Genomic DNA, 20,454 nt, shown 5'->3' on the forward strand with positions numbered 1-20,454 from the left:
CTGCGGGCGGGAGGCGCGACGCCCCACGAGGCTATCGTCGCGGCCGATGATCCAACTGTCCCCCAACGCCGAACGGGCGCTCGAGGCGGCCCGGCCACGCCTGCGCGGAGTCAGCCATGCGCTGGCCGCCGTCGTGTCGGCGCCGCTGGCCATCCGGGCCATCCTCGTGGCCGAGCCGGGCACGCCCCGCGTGGCGGTGGGGATGTACACGCTGGCCGCGGTGGTGATGCTCACGCTGTCGGCCGGGATGCACTGGCGCGACCGCGGACCGGTGGCGACCGAGGTGTGGGTCCGGCTCGACCACACCGGCATCTACCTGATGATCGGGGCGGCAACGGTGGCCGTGGCGCTCCTCGGCCTCCCCCCGTCGTGGCAACGCTGGGTGATCCCGGTCGCCGTCGTGCTGGCCGTGGTCGGCCTGGTGGTCGAGTGGCTCCCGACCGCGACCCCACGCGGGTTCGCCCACGGGATGTTCCTGGGCGCGGGATGGGTCATGATCATCGGGGTCGTGGAACTGTGGCAGGGCCCCGGGGGCCGGGCCGCGGTGGTCTGGCTGGTCGCGGGGGGCCTGGCCTACACGCTCGGCGCCGTGATCGTGGCCCTGCGCCGGCCCGACCCGTGGCCGACCTGGTTCGGCTACCACGAACTGTGGCACGTCCTGGTCATCGTGGCGGTCGCGTGTCACTGGCACCTGGTCGTCGGCGTCCTCGCACCCGCCTGATCCCGATTCCGGAGCGCGTCATGGACACCCCTCGCCTCGTCACCGTCAACGGCCACACGCCGGTCGTCCACGACGACGCCTGGATCGCCCCCGGCGTGGTCGTCGCCGGCAACGTGGAGGTCCGGGCCGGGGCGTCGATCTGGTTCGGCTGCGTGCTCCGGGCCGAGGTCGGGCCGATCGTCGTCGGGGAGGAGTCCAACCTCCAGGACGGGACCGTGGTGCATGCCGACCCGGACCACCCGGTCACGATCGGTCGGCGGGTGACCGTCGGCCACCGGGCCGTGGTCCACGGGTGCACGCTGGAGGACGACGTCCTGGTCGGGATGGGCGCGATCGTCCTGAACGGAGCGCACGTCGGCGCGGGTGCGGTGGTCGGTGCGGGTGCGCTCGTCACCGAGGGGACCTCGGTGGCGCCACGCACGGTGGTGGTCGGAGCCCCGGCCCGCCCACGCGACCTCGACGTGCCGCCAACGCCCCGTCCCAACGTCGCGACCTACACCCGCCTGGCGAAGTGGTATCGCGCTGCCACGGGCTGAACTGTCGCTGCCTCAGCAGACCTGGGCCAGGGTCGGCCAGGAGTTGATGCTGATCCCGTCGCGATAGACCTCGAAGTGGAGGTGGGGTGGGCCGCCGGCGGCGTTGCCGCTGGTGCCGACCGTGCCCAGGACCTCGCCGGCCTCGACCCGCCCGGAGGCGCCGAGCTCGTCGAGGTGGGTGCCCCAGTAGCGGTAGCCGTCGTCACCGAAGAGGTGGAACTGCTTGCCGCCGCGAGTCCCGGTGACGTGCTCGACGCGGCCCGACACGGGGGCGACGACCGGCGTGCCGCGGTCGGCGTGCAGGTCGATGCCCTCGTGGTGGCGGCCGCCCGGCTTGGCCACGCCGAAGTCGTTGATGAACGACACGGCGCCGTTCACCGGGCAGGTCATGCCGCCCCCCCGACCGGGGATCGCCAGGGCCGTTCCCGTCGTGATGACGTTGGGGTCGGGGAGGTCGTTGGCGGCGGCCAGGTCCTGCCACGACACGCCGTACCGGTCGGCGATCCCGGCCAGCATCTCGCCCGTGCCCACGACGTGGGTGGCCGCGCCACCGCCACCGGCCGACGGGGGCGGGGGCGACGAGGCGCGGACGCGACGACCAACCGACAGCGGACCGTGGGTGTAGCCGTTGGCCGCCTCGAGCTGGTCGACCGTGATGCCGAGCCGGTCGGCGATGCTGGCCAGGGTGTCGCCGGCCTGCGAGGTGGTCACGGCGTCGGACGACGACGGCGGTGGGTCCACGGCGTCGGGCTCGGCCGCCGGAGGCTCCTCGTCGGGGGCTGCGTCGCCGGGCGCGTCCGCACCCACCTCGGGCGTGACGAAGACCTGCCCGACGTAGATGAGGTTGGGGTCGTCGATGTCGTTGGCCGCGGCGATCGCGTCGACCGAGCTGCCGGTCGCGTTGGCGATCGAGTACAGCGTGTCGCCGGCCTCGACCTTCCAGTCGGCGGACGACAGGCCGACGACCACGGCCGCGACACCGCACAGGACGAGGCCACCGAGCACGGGGCGCTCCTCGAGGCGGTCGCGCCACGTCGGCGGCGAGGACGGGGCGGGGGATCCGGAACGAGACAGCACGAAAGAGGACTCCGTTGGACAACAAATCCAACTATAGCCACATCAAGCACATCCTTCACATCCCATCGTGCGCTGGGCACGCAGTCGGGCGTCCAGGACCGGTTGGGGGCGGCCGGCCCGCCGCAGGGGTCGACGGGCGGGCTTTGTACGCTGGGGGGTCGACACCTCGGCAGGGCCCCTGTCCGAGCATGACCTGACGACCCCAAGGATCCGGTGTGGTGGACGGTGCCCGAGCGCGACGCGTGCAACTGTCGTTCGTCCCGGACCCGGACGCGCCCGCCGCGGGCGCCTTCGCCGCCTGGGGGGTCGAGGACCTGCGCGGGGCCCTGGGCCACCTCGACCTGCCGGCCGGCGAGGCCGGGAAGGTCGACCATGCGCTCGGCCACGTCGAGGCACGTCTCCTGCCACTCGTCGCGACCCTGCGGAGGCTCGCGGAGCTTCCCGCCGGCGAGACGTGGCCGGACTGGTCCCGTCCGTCCGACAGTGTGTTGGCGTGGTCGCTGGCCGCGAAGTTCGGACTCGAGCTGGTGACCGGCGGGCGCCTCCTGCCCCGCCTGGTCGCGACGTCGGCCCCCGACACGGCCCTGGTCCACTGGGTCGCCCTCGCCCCGCACGACGGTCGCCGTGAACGCTTGGCCGACCTGCTGCCCCCGGCGGCGCACGCCGTGGTGGTCGACGGGGGTCCGCTGGGCGCCTTCGACGCCCTGTCGGCCTTCCTCGACGCGGTCGCCGATGCCTGTGGACGCAACGGCCATCGCCCGGTGCCGCGCCCCGACCGGCGGCGCTCGGCACGCCCGTGGCGCGAGCTCCTGCTGGAGGGCCTGACCGGCGAGGACCCGGTCGTCGCGCCCCTGCGCCGGGCCGGTGACGAACTGGCGGCCGACGTCGTCGAGTGGCTCCAGCCGGCCCGCGGTGACGCTGGCCGGGCCGACCTGCGCCTGGCGATGCGCTTGCTCGCCCCCGACGTCGACGACACCGCGGACCTGGTCGTGTCCGACGACCCCTGGCGTCTCGAACTGCTGCTGCAGTCGGTGCACGAGTCGTCCGACGTGGTCGACGCCGCCCGCGTCTGGGACGGCAGCGCCACGGAGCTGGGTGGCCGTCGGCTCGACGGTGCACAGAGTGTCCTGGTGCGTGGGCTGGTCGACGCGGCCGCGACCTTCGCGCCGGTCCAGCGCGCGCTGGACGAGCAGCGGCCGACCGTGGTCGACCTGTCGTCGGCCGAGGCCGCCGACCTGCTGTCGGAAGGCGTCACTGCGCTGACCAATGCGGGGATCGGGCTGCTGCTGCCGCCCGAGCTGCGCGAGGTCAACGCCCAGCGTCTCCGTCCGCGCTTGAGGATCGGCCAGACCACGCCGGTGACGGGGCGCCTGGACCGCACCGGCCTGCTCGATCGCCAGTCGCTCACCGCCTTCTCCTACGAGGTCGCGCTGGGCGACGACGTGCTGGACTCCGAGCAGTTCGCCGAGGTGATGGACCTCGAACGGTCGCTCGTGCGCTGGCGTGGACAGTGGGTCCGGATCGACCGCGACGAGGCCTCCCGGGTCGGGGAGCTGGCCGGGTCCAGCGGCACGATGGAGCTGACCGAGGCGGTCGCGTCGGCGCTGTCCGGCCATGCCGAGCGCGACGACGACGAGCTCGAGGTGGTCGCCGTCGGGGACATCGCCGACCTGGTCGAGCGCCTGCGGGCACAGCCCGGTCCCGACGAGGCCGAGATCGTGGCGATCGAGGGTGACCTGCGCGAGTACCAGGAGCGCGGGGTGGCCTGGCTGCAGAAGATGGCCCAGATGGGTGCCGGTGGCGTGCTGGCCGACGAGATGGGCCTGGGCAAGACGATCATGGCGATCGCCCTGCTGACCTCCCGTCCCCAGGACCGCGCCCACCTCGTGGTGTGCCCGACGTCGGTGGTCGGCAACTGGGAGCGCGAGCTGGGTCGCTTCGCGCCGCGCCTGCAGGTGATCCGCCACCACGGACCCGATCGACCGGTCTCGCCCCGCCAGATCCCGCCGGGCCACGTCGTGCTGACCTCCTACGCACTGCTGCGACGTGACGTCGGGCTGCTGTCGCAGGTCGACTGGGACATCGCCATCTTCGACGAGGCGCAGCAGATCAAGAACGCCAGCTCGCAGGGAGCCAAGGCGGCCCGGACCCTGCCGGCACGTGCCCGCTTCGCCCTGACCGGCACCCCGATCGAGAACCGCCTGGCCGAGCTGTGGTCGATCCTCGACCTGACCAACCCGGGAATGCTCGGCCCGCAGCGACGCTTCACCCGACGCTTCGCCGTCCCGATCGAGCGCTGGCGCGACGAGGAGGCCGCCGCCCAGCTGCGTCGCCTGATCGCGCCGTTCGTGGTCCGTCGTCGCAAGTCCGACCCCGACGTGGCGGTCGACCTGCCCGCGAAGCAGGAACTGACGGTCATGACCTCGCTGACCCGTGAGCAGACCGTGCTGTACCAGCGGGCGATCGACCAGGCCTTCGAGTCCGGGCTGGGCTCGACCGCGTTCGAGCGTCGGGGTCGGATCCTGGCCCTGCTGACCCGGTTGAAGCAGATCTGCAACCACCCGCGCCAGTACCTGCGCGACGGGGGTGCCCTCGCCGACCGGTCGGGCAAGCTCGCCCGCGTCACCGAGATCCTCGAGGAGGTGCTGGCCAACGGCGACCAGGCGCTGGTCTTCACCCAGTTCCGCGAGATGGGTGACCTGCTGGCGATCCACCTCGCCGAGGAGCTCGGCCTGTCCGACGTCCCGTTCCTGCACGGCGGCACCCCGTTGTCCAAGCGCGAGGAGATGGTCGACGACTTCCAGGCCGGCACGGCGGTGCCGTTGCTGCTGGTGTCGCTGCGCGCCGGTGGCACCGGGCTCAACCTGACCAGCGCGACCGAGGTCATCCACTACGACCGCTGGTGGAACCCGGCCGTGGAGGACCAGGCCACCGACCGGGTCCACCGCATCGGGCAGCGCCGGGCCGTCACGGTCCACCGGATGGTGACCACGGGAACCGTCGAGGAACGCATCGACGAGGTGCTCGAGCGCAAGCGCGCGATCGCCGAGTCGGTCGTCGGTGACTCCGAGGCGTGGATCACCGAGCTGGGCGACGACGAGATCCGTGAGCTCGTGTCGCTGTCGGCCGACGCCTTCGACGAGGAGGACGCGGCATGACCGTCGGACAGGACCTCGCCCGCGCCTACCTGGACGTCGTCGCCGGCCGCGACGCGTCCCGCCAGCGCTGGCTCGACCGGGGCCGCCGCGGTGCGGGCCACCACGTCGACGCGCTGCGCATCGAGCCCGGCCGGGCCCGACTGCGTGTGCCCAGCCCACGGGGTCGCTCGCCCGAGGTGGTGGTCACCGTCCCGATGCTGGCCGGTGAGGACTGGGAGCACGTCATCGAGGTGGCCGGCCGGAACCTGCGCTCGACCGCGGACCTGCTGGCCGGGCGCCTCCCCGAGGACCTCGCCCGCCCCGAGCTGCTGGTCCCCGATTCGGTGGAGGCATCCTGCTCCGCCGATGCTCGCCAGTGTCCCCACGAGGCCGTGGCTCACCACGTCGTCGCCGTCGCGATCGAACGCGACCCGTTCCGGCTGCTCCAGTGGCGGGGACACCGGCGCCAGGACCTGCTCGGCGCGCTCCGACGTGCCCGGGGCGCCGTGTCCGCCGGGGGCGACGACAGCATCGACCTGTCGGACCCCTTCACCGCCCGTGGCGACCTGGACCTGCCGGTCCACCCGCACCCGCCGGCCGACCTCACCGCGCTCATCGACCGGCTCGGCCCGCCGCCGGGCATCGAGGAGCCCGACGAGCTCGAGGACGCGATCGCCGCGGCCGCGGCCATGGCGTGGCGGCTGGCCGCCGGCGAGGGCGGCGACGTCGCGGACGACGAGGTGCTCCTGGCCGAGCTGCGCGCCCAGCGCGTGACCAGCGCCGAGCGACTCGCCGACGCCCTCGGGCTGGACGAGCAGGTCGTCACCGACCACCTCGACCGGCTCTACGAGGGTGGGGCGGTCATGCGCATGGGGGCGGGGTCGGCGGCCAAGTACCGCGCCGCCTGACCACGGCCGCACCGTGCGCCGCTCCCCGACGTCCGGGTGGTCGACGTGACGTCACCACCCGATAACCTCACTGTCACGCCACGGCGAGGGGCGGGCCACCAGCAGGTGGAACCGACCCGGGTGTCCGAGCGGTGCACGATCGGCCGCGACCGACACCGGCCCGACCCCGAACCACCTGGCAACCGGGGTGACCGTCACGAGAGGAACCACCCGTGCGACAACGACTCGGACTGACCACCCTGTGGACGCTGGCGGCACTGCTGCTGGTGATCCCCGCGGCCAACGCCTACATCGACCCGGGCACGACCTCGATCATCTTCCAGGCCCTGATCGCCGGACTGGCCGCCGCCGGCACCGCGATCACCATGTTCTGGAGCCGGATCGTGTCGTTCTTCCGTCGTGACAGCGACGCCACCAGCCGGGACGGCTGACCGACCCGTCCTCGAGCACGGCGGGGCGTGGCTCGGCCGTGCCCACTGACCCTCCTGCCGAAGGACACGTGGCGATGGTTCTCACACGCGTGGCCGGATCCTTCCGGGATCCGGCCGGTTTCGTGTTCAGCCGGGACGGTCGACTGCTCCGACAGGTCAACCGCGTCCACGCCGAGACGTGGGACGCGGTCGCCGCCTCGGACCTGTTCCCCGCGTTGTGGGACGCCGGCCTGCTCGTGCACCACGAGGAGGTCGACGTCGCGCTGGGCGACCAGCGCGCCCACGTCGTCATCGAGCCGGAGCGCATCACCACCCTGTCCCAGCCCCACGAGTGGGCGCCGGGACAGCTGCGGGCCGCGGCCCTGGCGACGCTGGAGGTCCAGCGGACGGCACTCGACCACGGGATGACCCTGCGGGACGCGTCGGCCCACAACATCCAGTTCCACCACGGCCGCCCGGTCTTCATCGACACGTTGTCGTTCGAGCCCCTCGTCGAGGGTCGTCCCTGGATCGCCCACGGCCAGTTCTGCGAGCAGTTCCTGGCCCCGCTGGCGCTGCAGACCCTGGTCGACCCCCGCCTGCGACGGCTGCTGGTCGCACGGCTCGACGGGGTCGAGCTCGACCTGGCGTCCCAGCTCCTCCCGGGTCGCACCAAGCTGCGCCCCGGACTCGCCCAGCACCTGCACCTGCACGCCCGTGCGCGTGGGCGCGGCGGCAGCGGGGGCGGTGGCGGGTCGTCGCGCGAGGCCACCTTCTCGCACAACGCGCTCGTGGGCCTGGTCGACTCGTTGCGGCGGACCGTGTCGAAGCTGGAGTACCGACCGTCCGGCACCGTCTGGGGCGACTACTACGCCGAGGCCGACCACTACGTCCGCGACGCCATGGAGGCCAAGGTCGCGCTGGTGCGCGAGCACGTGGCGACCGTGGCCCCCGAGATCGTGTGGGACCTCGGCGCCAACACGGGCCGGTTCGCCGACCTCGCCGTCGAGGCCGGGGCGACCACGGTCGCCTGGGACATCGACGTCGGCGCGGTCGAGAAGGCCTGGCAGGAACTGGCCGCCGGGTCACCGCGCGACCTGCTTCCCCTGGTCCTGGACCTGACCAACCCGTCCCCGGGGCTGGGCTGGGCCCACGCCGAGCGCCCGTCGCTGGCCGACCGCGGACCGGTCGACCTCGTCCTGGCACTGGCGCTCGTCCACCACCTGTCGATCGGGGCCAACGTGCCCCTGCCCGACGTCGTGGCCGAGCTCGCCCGCCTCGGTCGCCACGTCGTCGTGGAGTGGGTGCCCAAGGGCGACCCCAAGGTCGACGTGCTGCTGTCGACCCGCGAGGACGTGTTCGCCGACTACACGCGCGAGGTGTTCGTGGAGGCCGTCGACCGTCACTTCGAGACGGTCTCGGTGAGCCCCCTGCCCCAGTCGGACCGCGAGCTGTTCCTGCTGCGTCGCCGCGATGACTGACACCGCGGTCGGGCTGGACGGCCCGGTCCGGGAGGCGGCTCCGCCGGTCCCGGGAGGGCCGCTGGGACGGTGGGTCCTGCACCCCCTGCTGGTCGTCGCGTACCCGACCCTGGCGCTGTGGGGCGCCAACGTCCACGAGGTCCCGGTCACCGACGCCACGGCCGTGCTGTGGCGCACCCTCGCGGTCGGCGCCGTCGTCTGGCTGGTCCTGGCGGGGCTGTACGCCCTGGCACGACGGCCCAACCCGGTGGCACGGGCGGGGCTGGCCACGTCGATCGCCGCGGTCGCGGTGCTGGCCGTCGGGCGGGTGCTGCCCGAGGCGAGCGCCACCACCGGCCTGGTGGTGACGGGGGCCGTCGTGGTCGCCGGGCTGGTGCTGTCCCTGCTGGTGTCGCGGGTCGTGCTGGCACGCCTCACCCTGCTGCTGAACGTCTTCTCGGTCGTGGCCACCGTGCTGGCCCTGGTGGCACTGCGCCCCGTCCTGGTCCCCAGTCGCAACCAGCCCGTGCTGGTGGACTTCGCCGGCGCCGAGGCCCCTGCTCGCGACATCTGGTACATCATCCCGGACCGCTACCCCCGCGCCGAGACCCTGTCCGACGAGTACGGGTTCGACAACAGCGACTTCGAGTCCCACCTCGAGGACCTCGGCTTCAGCATCCAGGACCAGGCCCGGGCCAACTACCCCAAGACCGCCCACTCCCTGGCCGCCACGTGGAACCTCGACACGGTCCAGGACCTGGTCCCGGAGCCCCCCGAGGACGGGGCCGACTACGGACCGCTGTACGACCTGCTCGACGACCACCGGCTGGGCCGGTTCATCACCGACTCCGGCTTCGACTACCTCCACCTGGGGTCCTGGTGGGGTCCCACGGCCGAGTCGTCGGTCGCGACCGAGAACCGCAACCTGTCGACGGCCTCGGAGTTCGAGACCGTCTGGCGCACCACGACGGCGTTGCGCTGGACGGGCGCGGTCACCGAGGAGGAGGGGATGGACTCGCGCAACTTCATCCGGGCCATCACCGACTACCAGCTCGACGAGCTCGACGCCCTGGTGACCGAGCCGAGTGACCGGCCGCGTTTCGTCCTCGCCCACGTGACGCTGCCGCACGAGCCGTACGTGTACGACGCGGACGGCTCCTACGTCACGGCCGAGGAGGAGCAGTCCCGCACGCGGGTCGAGAACACGGTCAACCAGGTCGAGTACGTCAACCAGCGACTCACGGACCTGGTCGATCGCCTGGTCACGGGCGACCCGGCCGACGACCCCATCATCGTCATCCAGTCCGACGAGGGGCCGCACCCGGAGGAGCAGTACGCCGCCGCGGGTGGGATCAACTGGCTGGACGTGGACACCGAGGTGCGGGCCGAGAAGCTGCGCACGTTCTCGGCGTGGTACCTGCCCGGGCTGGACGACGAGGTGCCCGCGGACATCACCGGGGTCAACACCTGGCGGTTCATCCTCGATCGGTACTTCGGGACGGACCTGGGCCTGGTCGACGACCGGGTCTGGGTGTTCACCGACGAGCAGCACCTGTACGACTTCACCGAGGTCACCGACGAGTTCGACTGACCCGCCCCCGACCACGTGGAGACGGCCCGACCCCGTGTGGGGTCGGGCCGTCCGCCCAGTCAGGGGGTGATGTCCGACCGGGACGTCGTGTCCGTCGCGCAGTGGTGGTGGGTCGGGGTCAGGCTTCGCCGAGGGTGACGGCCAGGTCCTGTCGGGTGCCGTCGCGGTCGACGGTCAGGGTGACCTCGGTGCCGGGCTCCATCCGGGCGAGGCGAGCGGCGAACTCCTCGAAGGTGGTGACCTCGTCACCGTCCAGGCCGACGACGACGTCGCCGTCCTGCAACCCGGCCTCGTCGGCGGGGGACCCGCTGACGACCTGGTCGATGAACGCCCCTGCGGGCACCCCGTCCGCGGCCGTGGCGGTCGCCCCACGCACGCCCAGGAACGAGCGGCTGACCGAGCCGTCGGCGATCAGGTCCTCGACGACACTGCTCACCGTGGCCGTGTCGATGGCGAAGCCGATGCCGTCGGACCCACCGCCCGAGGTGGCGATCGCCGTGTTGATGCCGATCAGCTCGCCGTTGGCGTCGACCAGTGCACCGCCGGAGTTGCCGGGGTTGATGGCCGCGTCGGTCTGGACGAGATTGGTCAGGGGCAGGTCGGCGCCCTGGACCGTGCGGCCCAGCGCCGAGACGATCCCGGCGGTCACCGACCCGTCGAGACCGAACGGCGAGCCGACGGCCACGACGGGCTCCCCGATACGGGGCGTGGTGTCGGAGACCGGCAGGGGAGCGAGGTCGTCCGCGTCCACCTCCAGCACGGCCAGGTCGGTCGTGGGGTCGGTGCCGACGACGTCCGCGGTCAGTTCACGACCGTCGGCGAGGGTGACCTCCACGGTCGGGGCGGTGGACACCACGTGGTTGTTGGTCACGATGTGGCCCTGGTCGTCGATCACGACCCCGGACCCGGACCCGGATCCCGTCGGCAGGGTGACGTTGATGCGCACGACCGAGGGGGTCACAGCCGCGGCCACGGCACTGACGTCCATGGCCTCCGGGGCGGTGCCCGGCGCGGCCGCGGCGCCCTGGTCGGCGGCAGCCCCGTCGTCAGCGGAGTCCTCCGCGGAGTCCTCTGCAGCGGGGTCGTCGGCCGCCCGGTCGTCGCCGGAGGTGGCGTCGTCCTGCTCGCCGGCGACGGTCGGCACCACCGTCTCGGCGGGCGCGTCGTCGTCGACCAGCAGCGCGATCGGTGTCGCGACGGCGGCGCCGGACAGCGCGGCCACCAGTGCCACGGCGACCAGCCCGGACCGGCGACCGGGCGTGCGATCATGGTCTGGCCCGGTCGACGGCGGCGGGGGCGGGGTGGTGCCACCGCGGGACGGGGTGGGCGTCGGCTCGTGGGCCTCGCCCTCGTTCCAGCGAGGTCCGGCGTCGGGCCCGGTGGTGTCGGGGGCCGGCGGGGTCAGGTACGTGGTCGGCATGGCGGTCCTCTCGTGCGTCGAGTCCGCACGGTACGAACGGGTGCTGAGAGCAGGATGAGGAGGTCCATCGCCGGGTCGAGCGCCCGTCACATGCCGCTTCGTGGCCTCCGTGGGCGGTCGGAAAGGGATTGTTCAGAAAGCCCCCGGTGACGTCCGCACGACCCCGCAGGACCGTGATGGGGGCAGATCCGGGTCCTCCTGGACGGGCTCGCGCAGCCGCCGGGCGCGGGTCGTGGAATGATGATGGGCGGCAGGGGCCGTTGTGGAGGGTGGAACCACCGACCGCCCCGCCGTCCGCCCGGACGCGGACCGGCAGCAGCGCAGGAGACACCATGAGCACCGTCGACACGACCGGACCCGACACCACGGTCGGGACGACCCCGGCCACCCGGCCGGCACCGGGACGCGCGGCCGCTGCGCTGGCGGGCGCCGTCGGGGCTGGCCTTGCCCTGGGGCTGACCGAACTGTTCGCCGGGCTGCTGGACGGGATGCCGTCACTGGTCGATGCCGTCGCCGCACAGGTCGTCGCGATCCTGCCGGGCGACCTGCTGACGTGGGGGATCGAGACGTTCGGCGAGCGCGACCGCCTGGTGATCGGGCTCGGCGTGGTCGTGGTCGTCCTCGCGGTCGGCGCGGCCGCCGGCCTGATGGCGCGGACGGGCCGAGGCGGCGAGGCCGGCGCGCTGTTCGTCGCGTTCGGGCTGATCGGGATCGTGTCGGCCCTGGGCGACGTCGCGACGATCCCCTGGGTGACCACCATCGCGGTGGTGGTCGCGGTCGCGGCCGGGTTCGGTGCGACGTGGGTCCTGGTCGCGGGCAGGCGCGGCGACGGCATGCTCGACGTGGTCCGGAGTGACGGACGGGAGCCTGTCGCGCTGGACCGACGGACCTTCCTCGCGGCGGCCGGAGCCGTGGGCGGCGTCGCGGCACTGGCCGGCGTCGGTGGACGGCTGCTCGGCCGACCGCCCGCGGTCGACCCGGACGCGGCCTCGCTGGCCGAGATGCTCCCGGACCCGGTCAGCACCCTGCCCCCGGCGCCGGCGGCGGCCAGCCTCGACGTCGACGGGCTCACCCCCTTGTTCGTGCCCAACGAGGACTTCTACCGGATCGACACCGCGCTGACGGGAGCACCACGGGTCGACGTGGCCACCTGGCGCCTGCGCATCCACGGGCTGGTCGAGCGCGAGCGGTCGTTCAGCTTCGAGGAACTGGTCGATCGTGGCCTGGTCGAGTCCGACGTCACCATCGCCTGCGTGAGCAACGAGGTGGGCGGCGGGCTGGTCGGCAACGCCCGCTGGACCGGCGTGCCACTGGCGCCCTTGCTGGACGAGGTGGGCGTGCTCGACGGCGGGACCCAGCTGGTCGGGCGGGCCGTCGATGACTTCACGGTGGGCTTCCCGACCGAGATCGCGCGGGACGGGCGCGATGCCATGATCGCCGTGGCGATGAACGGGGAACCGCTGCCGGTCGCCCACGGGTTCCCGGCACGCCTGATCGTCCCCGGCCTGTACGGCTACGTGTCCGCCACCAAGTGGCTCAGCGACATCGAGCTGACCGGGTGGGACGACTTCGACGCCTACTGGGTGCCGCGCGGCTGGTCCAAGGAGGGCCCCGTCAAGACCCAGGCACGCATCGACACGCCCGGCGAGGGCGCCGGGGTGGCTGCCGGGGACGTCACCGTGGCCGGCGTCGCATGGGCGCCCACCCGCGGCATCGAGGCGGTGGAGGTCCGGGTCGACGACGGGGCGTGGCAGGAGGCCACGCTGTCCGAGCCACTGGACGACGACACCTGGGTCCAGTGGCAGCTGCCCGTGGCCCTCGAGCCCGGCGGGCACCGGCTGGCCGTCCGGGCGACCGACGGCACCGGGCAGACCCAGCCCGAGGAGCGCACGGCGCCCCACCCGAACGGTGCCCAGGGCTGGCACACCGTGCAGGTCGACGCCGCCTGACATCGCCCCACCCGGGGTCGGGCGCACGACCACGCCGAGGCGTGGCAGACTGGGCCACGGTCCAACGACAGGAACCGGGTGAGTGCCCCGCTGCGTGTCCCGCCCAGCGGGATGCTGCGATCCCGCCTCGTGGTGGGCTTCGCCGCGGTGATCGTGCTCGCCGTCGGCCTGGGGTTCGTGGTCGACAGCGGACGTGCGACGGCCGTCCTCGACCGGTCGGTCGCGACCTGGATGCGGGCCCTGGCGGACCGCGCGGCAGTCGACCTGGCGCCGCTGGTGGGCGCGGTCGACCAGGACGATCCCGACAGCATCGGTGGGGTGACACCGCGCGTGCTCGGCGACGTCGCCGACGACCTCGACGTGGACGGCGTGGCGGTCGTGCGGGGCGACCGGGTCGTCGCCGCCGGCGTGGACCCGGCGCTGGCCATGTCGGCTGCGGACGGGGTCACCGACGACGCGCGGGTCGCGACCGACGGGCCGGGAGGCAACTGGTGGGCGGTCGCCAGCCCGATCGGCACCGACGGCGACGGCGTCGCCGTCGTCGCGATCGCCGATCCGGCCGCGGCGCTGGGACGCAGCATGCTCCAGACGCGGCTGCTGACCCTTGCCTTCATCGCCGTGGTCGCCATCGGGCTTGCCACCGTGGTGGTGCGGCTGCTCACCCGACCCATCGAGGAACTGGTGGCGACCGCCGCGAGCAGCGGGGTCGTCGAGGTCGTGCCACGCATGCCATGGGACGCACCCGACGAGCGCGGCCGCGAGCCTCCGGCACCACCCGACGAGTTCCGGGTCGTGATCAGCGCGCTCGAGCAGCTCCGCGACGAGCTCGCCGGAGCCCGTCGGACGATCGAACGTCAGCAGACGGCGCTGGCCGAGGCCACCCGGCGGGTCGTGGGTGGCCAGGACGAGACCCGGCGGGAGCTGGCCGGCGAGCTCCACGACGGCATCCAGCAGCAGCTGGTGATGCTGCGGCTGCACCTCACCCTGACCCGCAAGCAGCTCGAGGACGGCGCTGCCGAGCCCGACGAGGTGTTCACGCGGCTGGGTGAGGAGGTCGACCTGATGCTCAGCCGGCTCCGGGACACGGCTCGGGGGGTCTATCCGGCGATCCTGCGTGACCGTGGGCTGTACGAGGCACTGCAGAGCCTGGCCCGCCAGTCCCACGGACGCGTGAGCGTGCAGGCGGCACCCCGCCCCTTCCCGCGGCTGGACCTCGACGTCGAGGCCAACACCTACTTCCTGGTCGCCGAGTCGGTGTCCAACGCGCTCAAGCACGCCGGCGAGGGGGCCTCGATCGACATCGACCTGGTCTGCGACCCGGAGCGACTGCGGGTGCGGGTCCGCGACGACGGCCATGGCTTCGACGTCGAGCGTGCCCCGGAGGGTCGTGGCCTGGCGAACCAGCGGGACCGGGCCGCCGCCCTGGGTGGGACCGTCCAGATCGTGTCGGGTCGGACCGGGACGACGGTGCTCGCCCTGCTGCCGCGCGACGGTGCGCACCACCGGCCGGACCCGGCCGCCCGGGGCAGTCGACGCGTCGATCGTCGCGTCGCGACCGGGGCAGGGTCAGCGGCCCCGCTCCAGGTACAGGAGAACGGCCGCGACCCGGCGGTTGAGGTGGATGTCGTCCTTGATGTCGAGCTTCTTGAAGATCGAGGAGATGTGCTTCTCGACCGATCGTTCCACGATGTCGAGCTCGGCCCCGACCGCGGCGTTGCCCTTGCCGGTGGCCATGAGGGCGAGGACCTCGTGCTCCCGCGGGGTGAGGGCGGAAAGTCCGTGTGACTGCTGTCCCTGCGCCATGAGGAGCGTGTCGACGATCCGCGGGTCCAGCATCGAGCCCCCGGCGTGGACGGTCCGGACCGCCGAGGCCAGTCGGTCCACGTCGCCCAGGCGCTCCTTGAGCAGGTAGGCCATCCCCTCGGAGCCGTCCCCGAGCAGTTCCAGGGCGTACGCCGGGTCGTCGTGCTGGCTGAGCACGACGATGCCGACACCGGGATGGGTCTCGCGCAGGCGCTTGGCCACCTCGATGCCCTCGGTGGTGTGCGACGGTGGCATCCGGATGTCGATGATGGCGACGTCCGGCGGGTCGTCGTCGACCATCGCGAGCAGCTCGTCGCCGTCCGAGGCTGCCCGCAGCACCTCGATGTCGCCGACGCTGCCCAGGGCCGCCCGTGCTCCCTCGCGGACCAGGTAGTCGTCGTCACAGACGTAGACTCGCAGGTTCACCACCGCACCTCCCGACCCGGACGCCCCCGTCCGCCATGCTAGGCGCGCCACCGCCCGGCCGGGTGCTGCCGCCGAGGTCACTACGCTGGCGCGACCGATCACCCGGGGGTCAGTCCTGCATGTCCGTGCTCACCGTCAGTGGCGTGTCCAAGTCGTGGGGCGCCACGCCACTGTTCAGCGATGTCGACCTGCGTCTCCTGCGGGGGCAGCGGATGGCACTGGTCGGTGCCAACGGGGCCGGCAAGACGACCCTGCTCGAGATCGTGGTCGGGCTGGTCGAGCCTGACGAGGGCGAGGTCGTGCGTGCCCGTGGCGTGCGGGTCGGCTACCTGCCCCAGGACCTCGACCACACCCCGACGGGCACCGTGCTGGAGGAGACCCTCGCCGGCGCCGACCACCTCCTGGACCTGCAGGCTCGCCTGGAGGCGATGGAGGCCGACCTCGCCGACCCCACCGTGCTGGCGACCTACGGCGAGCTGCAGGCGCGCTTCGAGACGCTGGGTGGCTACCAGCTGGAGGCCGATGCCCATCGGGTGCTGGCGGGCCTGGGGTTCGATCCCGACGACGCGGACCGGCCGCTGGCGGACATGTCGGGTGGCTGGCGGGTGCGGGCCGCCCTCGCCCGGCTGCTCCTGGGACGACCCGACGTGCTGGTGCTGGACGAGCCGACCAACCACCTCGACGTCGAGTCGATCTCGTGGCTGGAGGGTGCGCTGGCCGGCTGGGAGGGCGCGATCCTGTTCGTCTCCCACGACCGCGACTTCCTCGACGCCGTGGCCGACCACGTCGCCGAGGTCGCGGCCTCCCGCGTGTTCACGTGGGTCGGCAACTACACGGCGTTCCTGGCCCAGCGCGAGGAGTGGCTGGCGGGCCTGCGGGGGGCCAAGGCCAACCAGGACCGCGAGATCGCCCAGACCGAGGAGTTCATCGCCCGCTTCCGGGCCAAGGCCACCAAGGCACGACAGGTCCAGTCCCGGATCAAGGCGCTGGACAGGATGGAGCGCATCGAGGTCCCCGACCTGCGCGCCCGACACGTGTCGTTCGGCTTCCCCGACCCGCCTCGCTCGGGCCGGGTCGTGGTCGAGGTGGTGGACGCGGCGGTCGGCCACGACGACGGGCCGGACGTGGTCGCCGACGTGTCCCTGGTCGTCGAGCGCGGGGACAAGGTCGGGGTCGTGGGTCCCAACGGCGCCGGCAAGTCGACCTTCGCGTCGCTGGTCCTGGGACGGCTGCCGGCGCGACGGGGGCGCGTGACCCTGGGCCACAACGTCGAGGTCGCGACCTTCGACCAGCACCAGGTCGAGGTGCTCGACCTGGACGCGACCGTGCTGGCCGAGTTCACCAAGGACCTGTCCGAGGAGCATCGCCAGCGCAACCCCCGCACGTTCCTGGGGGCCTTCGGGTTCACCGGGGACGCCGCCGAGCGCCCGGTCCGCGCGCTGTCCGGTGGCGAGCGGACCCGGTTGGCGCTGGCCAAGGTCATGGCCGACCCCGTGAACCTGCTGGTCATGGACGAGCCGACCAACCACCTCGACATCCCGTCGCGCGACGTGCTCGAGCAGGCGTTGTCGGCCTATCCCGGCACGCTGCTGCTGATCACCCACGACCGCCACGTGCTCCGCAACGTCGTGGACCGCGTCGTGGAGGTGCGGGACGGGCGGGTGACGGCCCACCGCGGCTCGTGGGACGACTGGGTCGCGGCCCGGGGAGCCCAGCCGGCGGTGACCCCGCAGTCCCGCCCCGCACGGACCGACGGGCCGGCGCCGGCCGACGAGGGCGGCGATCCCCGGGCGCGTCGGCGGGCTGCGCGTGCCCGCGAGCGCCACGAGCGGGCCGTGCAGGAGGCCGAGCGTGCCGTGACGGCCGCGGAGGCGGACGTCGCCACCCTGGTGCGGGCGATGGCCGCCGACGGGTTCTGGGACGACGAGCAGCGGGCCCGCACCGTCGTCGTCGGGCTGGACGCCGCGAAGGACCGGGCGGCACGCGCCATGCGGACCTGGGAACGGGCCGTGGAGGCCCTGGACACCGACGAGACGAACGAGGAGCGGACATGACCGACTGGACGCAGGTGCTGGCGCTGGCGATGCCCAAGGTGGTCCTGCACGACCACCTGGACGGTGGCCTGCGGCCGGAGACGCTGGCCGAGCTGGCGGCCGAGGTCGGCCACGACCTGCCCGAGGACGACCCGATCGCCCTGGCGCGCCACCTCCATGCCGGTGCGTGGCGGCGGGACCTCGAGCTGTACCTCGAGGGGTTCACCCACACCGTCGCCGTCCTCCAGACCCCCGAGGCCCTGGCCCGGGTCGCCCGCGAGTCCCTCGAGGACCTGGCGGCCGACGGCGTCGTCTACGCCGAGCTGCGGTTCGCGCCCGAGCTCAACACCCAGCAGGGCCTCACGCTGGACGAGGTCGTGGAGGCCGCCCTGGCCGGCATGGCCGAGGGGCCGATCCCCGCCGGGCTGGTGCTGGACGGCATGCGGACCTCACCCGTGGAGGTCGTCCGCGAGGCGGCCGAGGTCGCCATCGCCTTCCACGGCCGGGGCGTGGTCGGCTTCGACCTCGCCGGTGCCGAGTCGTTCCACCCGGCCCGGGTGCACGCCGAGGCGTTGGACGCCCTGGCCGAGGCGGGTGTGCCGCTGACGCTGCACGCGGGGGAGGCCCACGGGCCGACGATGGTCACCGAGGCGATCGACCGCTTCGGGGCCCGTCGGATCGGCCACGGGGTGACCCTGGTCGACGACCTCGACGGCGATCGGCTCGGGCCGGCCGTGCTGGCCGTGCGCGAGCGCGACGTCATGGTCGAGTGCTGCCCGACGTCCAACGTCCACACCGGTGCGGTGGACACGCTGGCCGACCACCCCATCGAGCGCTTCCGCGAGCTCGGCCTGCGGGTCAGCCTCAACACCGACAACCGGCTGATGTCGGACGTGACGATGTCGTCGGAACTGCTGGCCGTCGCCCGCGCCTTCGACTGGACCACCGACGACGCCCTGGCCGTGGCCCGTGACTCGCTGGACGCCGCCTTCACCACCGACGAGGTCCGCACCACCGTCCACGCCACCATCGACGAGACCGCCACCCGCCTCACCGACTGAGGCCGGAGCGGATGCTGGCTACGAGCGCGCGGACATCGGGACGAAGTCGCGGTTGCGCTCGCCGACGTAGACCTGGCGCGGGCGGGCGATCGCCTGCTCGGGGTCGAGCAGGTTCTCCTGCCACTGGGCGAGCCAGCCGGGGATCCGGCCGATGGCGAACAGCACCGGGAACATCGAGGTCGGGAACCCCATGGCCTGGTAGATGATGCCCGAGTAGAAGTCGACGTTGGGGTACAGCTTGCGATCGACGAAGTAGTCGTCCTCGAGGGCGATCTTCTCGAGCTCCACCGCGATGTCGATGAGCGGGTTCTTGCCGGTGACCTCGAAGACCTCGTGGGCCAGGTCCTTGATCACCGCGGCCCGGGGGTCGAAGTTCTTGTAGACCCGGTGGCCGAAGCCCATCAGCCGGAACTCGCCGTCCTTGGCCCGCTGCACGTAGTCGGGCACCTCGTCGACCGAGCCGATCTCCTCGAGCATGCGCAGGACGGCCTCGTTGGCGCCACCGTGCTTGGGGCCGTACAGGGCGGCGACGGCACCGGCCGCAGCCGAGTAGGGGTCGGCGTCCGACGAGCCGATGGTGCGCATGGTGGTCGTCGAGCAGTTCTGCTCGTGGTCGGCGTGCAGGATGAACAGCCGGTCCATGGCCTTGGCGAGCACGGGGTCGGGCTCGTAGCGCAACTCGGTGGTCTTCCACATCATGTTGAGGAAGTTGCCGGCGAACGACAGCTCGTTGTCGGGGTAGGACGGTCGCCAGCCGATCGAGTGGCGGTACGCGAACGCCGCCAGCGTCGGGAACTTGGCGATCAGGCGGGTCATCTGGAGGTGTCGTGTCTCGGGGTCGGTGGCGTCCTTGGCGTCGGGGTAGAACGTCGACAGTGCGCCGACGGTGGACACCAGCATCCCCATCGGGTGCGCGTCGTGGTGGAAGCCGTCGATGAAGTCCTTCATGTTCTCGTGGACGAACGTGTGGTGCGTGATGTCGTAGGTCCACTGGTCGTACTCGTCCTGGGACGGCAGCTCACCGTGCATGAGCAGCCACGCGACCTCGAGGAACGACGACTGCTCGGCGAGCTGCTCGATCGGGTAGCCCCGGTACTCCAGGATCCCTGCGGCCCCGTCGATGTAGGTGATGTCGGAACGCGTCGACGCGGTGTTCTTGAACCCCGGGTCGTAGGAGAGCATCCCGAAGTCGTCGTCGGCCACCTTGATCTGGCGCAGGTCCATCGCGCTGATCGTGTCGTCCGTGATGTCCACCTCGTAGGTCCGGCCCGTGCGGTTGTCCGTGATCGTGAGGGTGTCGGCCATGGGGTGGACTCCAGACGTGCTCGAGGGCGGTTCGGACGACGTCGTCCGTGGTGTTCTGCCGGTGCCGTCGCGGCCTCCACGAGGTTCCACGACGGTGCGGCCGTTGGCTCCACGCTACCGCCGGGGCCTCGATTTCGTCACACCGCCGGGTGGTCGTCCGCGGGGATCAGTCCTCGAGCGCGCGGTCCCTGATGCGGCCCAGCAGCTCGGCCAGTTCGTCGGCCTCGCGCTCGTCGATGACCGACGACACGAGGTCCACGAGGTCCTGGCGGTGGGCGGGCACCGCCGCCTCGAGCGTGGCCAGCCCGTGGTCGGTGAGCACGGCGTTGATGCCGCGGGCGTCGCGGTCGCTGGCCTCGCGTCGGACCAGGTTCCCCTGCTCCATGCGGTCGACCAGGCGGGTCAGGCCGGACTTGCTCAACAGGACGCGCTGGGCGAGCTCCTGCATGCGCAGTCGGCGGTCGGGGGCCTCGGAGAGGTGGACCAGCACGTCGTAGAACGTCAGCGAGATCTCGCGGTCGCGGAACCGGTCGTCGAGCGCGACGAGGAGGCGGGCATGGGCCTCCAGCAGGGAGCGGAACGCCTGCAGGTGCGACGGCGACAGGGTCATCGGTACC

15 protein-coding genes and 1 pseudogene are annotated in these 20,454 nt (G+C 72.7%); 11 read left to right on the forward strand and 5 right to left on the reverse strand.

Annotated features, from left to right (window positions below; genetic code table 11):
* Positions 1–46 precede the first annotated feature (46 nt).
* The gene (gene trhA, locus KR546_RS13725; protein ID WP_238445287.1) at positions 47–721 is read left to right on the forward strand and encodes a PAQR family membrane homeostasis protein TrhA; all 675 of its coding nucleotides are present in this window, start codon (positions 47–49) and stop codon (positions 719–721) included.
* A 20-nt stretch (positions 722–741) separates the two neighbouring features.
* Complete coding sequence (locus KR546_RS13730; protein ID WP_238445288.1) at positions 742–1,257, forward strand: gamma carbonic anhydrase family protein; 516 nt, start codon at positions 742–744, stop codon at positions 1,255–1,257.
* A gap of 12 nt (positions 1,258–1,269) precedes the next feature.
* Here KR546_RS13730 and KR546_RS13735 read toward each other — a convergent pair whose 3' ends face one another.
* Positions 1,270–2,262 (reverse strand): LysM peptidoglycan-binding domain-containing protein, encoded by a 993-nt coding sequence (locus KR546_RS13735; RefSeq protein ID WP_238445289.1) that lies wholly within the window; start codon positions 2,260–2,262, stop codon positions 1,270–1,272.
* 290 nt (positions 2,263–2,552) lie between these two features.
* On the opposite strand from KR546_RS13735, the gene KR546_RS13740 reads away from it, so the two are divergent.
* The 5 genes from KR546_RS13740 to KR546_RS13760 all read left to right on the forward strand — a co-directional run bounded on the left by KR546_RS13740 (position 2,553) and on the right by KR546_RS13760 (position 9,840).
* Positions 2,553–5,492 (forward strand): DEAD/DEAH box helicase, encoded by a 2,940-nt coding sequence (locus tag KR546_RS13740; protein ID WP_238445290.1) that lies wholly within the window; start codon positions 2,553–2,555, stop codon positions 5,490–5,492.
* Positions 5,489–6,379: a hypothetical protein gene (locus KR546_RS13745; protein ID WP_238445291.1), complete on the forward strand. Its 891-nt coding sequence runs from the start codon at positions 5,489–5,491 to the stop codon at positions 6,377–6,379. Before KR546_RS13740 ends, KR546_RS13745 begins: the two co-directional genes overlap by 4 nt.
* Before the next feature lie 212 nt (positions 6,380–6,591).
* Positions 6,592–6,810 carry a hypothetical protein gene (locus KR546_RS13750; protein ID WP_238445292.1) on the forward strand — a complete coding sequence of 73 codons (219 nt, stop codon included), beginning with the start codon at positions 6,592–6,594 and terminating at the stop codon, positions 6,808–6,810.
* A 74-nt stretch (positions 6,811–6,884) separates the two neighbouring features.
* The gene (locus KR546_RS13755; RefSeq protein WP_238445293.1) at positions 6,885–8,270 is read left to right on the forward strand and encodes a class I SAM-dependent methyltransferase; all 1,386 of its coding nucleotides are present in this window, start codon (positions 6,885–6,887) and stop codon (positions 8,268–8,270) included.
* The gene (locus tag KR546_RS13760; protein WP_238445294.1) at positions 8,263–9,840 is read left to right on the forward strand and encodes a sulfatase-like hydrolase/transferase; all 1,578 of its coding nucleotides are present in this window, start codon (positions 8,263–8,265) and stop codon (positions 9,838–9,840) included. The genes KR546_RS13755 and KR546_RS13760 overlap by 8 nt, the downstream gene beginning before the upstream one ends.
* Before the next feature lie 118 nt (positions 9,841–9,958).
* Here the strand turns inward: KR546_RS13760 and KR546_RS13765 are convergent, their stop codons facing one another.
* The gene (locus KR546_RS13765; RefSeq protein WP_238445295.1) at positions 9,959–11,260 is read right to left on the reverse strand and encodes a S1C family serine protease; all 1,302 of its coding nucleotides are present in this window, start codon (positions 11,258–11,260) and stop codon (positions 9,959–9,961) included.
* Positions 11,261–11,592: 332 nt separating this feature from the next.
* On the opposite strand from KR546_RS13765, the gene KR546_RS13770 reads away from it, so the two are divergent.
* Together KR546_RS13770 and KR546_RS19340 are read left to right on the forward strand one after the other, a co-directional pair.
* The gene (locus KR546_RS13770) at positions 11,593–13,209 is read left to right on the forward strand and encodes a sulfite oxidase (protein WP_238445296.1); all 1,617 of its coding nucleotides are present in this window, start codon (positions 11,593–11,595) and stop codon (positions 13,207–13,209) included.
* Positions 13,210–13,935: 726 nt separating this feature from the next.
* Positions 13,936–14,685, forward strand: a pseudogene (locus KR546_RS19340) (sensor histidine kinase); the annotation flags it as partial.
* A 90-nt stretch (positions 14,686–14,775) separates the two neighbouring features.
* Here KR546_RS19340 and KR546_RS13780 read toward each other — a convergent pair.
* A complete protein-coding gene (locus KR546_RS13780; RefSeq protein ID WP_238445297.1) occupies positions 14,776–15,438 on the reverse strand; it encodes a response regulator transcription factor in 663 nt (220 codons plus the stop codon).
* 119 nt (positions 15,439–15,557) lie between these two features.
* On the opposite strand from KR546_RS13780, the gene KR546_RS13785 reads away from it, so the two are divergent.
* Entirely contained in the window at positions 15,558–17,492 is a 1,935-nt protein-coding gene (locus tag KR546_RS13785) for an ABC-F family ATP-binding cassette domain-containing protein (protein WP_238445298.1), read from the forward strand.
* The gene (gene add, locus KR546_RS13790; RefSeq protein WP_238445299.1) at positions 17,489–18,532 is read left to right on the forward strand and encodes an adenosine deaminase; all 1,044 of its coding nucleotides are present in this window, start codon (positions 17,489–17,491) and stop codon (positions 18,530–18,532) included. The genes KR546_RS13785 and add overlap by 4 nt, the downstream gene beginning before the upstream one ends.
* An 18-nt stretch (positions 18,533–18,550) precedes the next feature.
* On the opposite strand, the gene KR546_RS13795 is transcribed toward add, so the two are convergent.
* Positions 18,551–19,837 carry a citrate synthase gene (locus tag KR546_RS13795; protein ID WP_238445300.1) on the reverse strand — a complete coding sequence of 429 codons (1,287 nt, stop codon included), beginning with the start codon at positions 19,835–19,837 and terminating at the stop codon, positions 18,551–18,553.
* Between the two features lie 166 nt (positions 19,838–20,003).
* Complete coding sequence (locus KR546_RS13800; RefSeq protein ID WP_238445301.1) at positions 20,004–20,447, reverse strand: MarR family winged helix-turn-helix transcriptional regulator; 444 nt, start codon at positions 20,445–20,447, stop codon at positions 20,004–20,006.
* Positions 20,448–20,454: the final 7 nt, after the last annotated feature.

The sequence above is a fragment of the Salsipaludibacter albus genome, assembly GCF_019798055.1.
Taxonomy (GTDB): Bacteria; Actinomycetota; Nitriliruptoria; order Nitriliruptorales; family Nitriliruptoraceae; genus Salsipaludibacter; species Salsipaludibacter albus.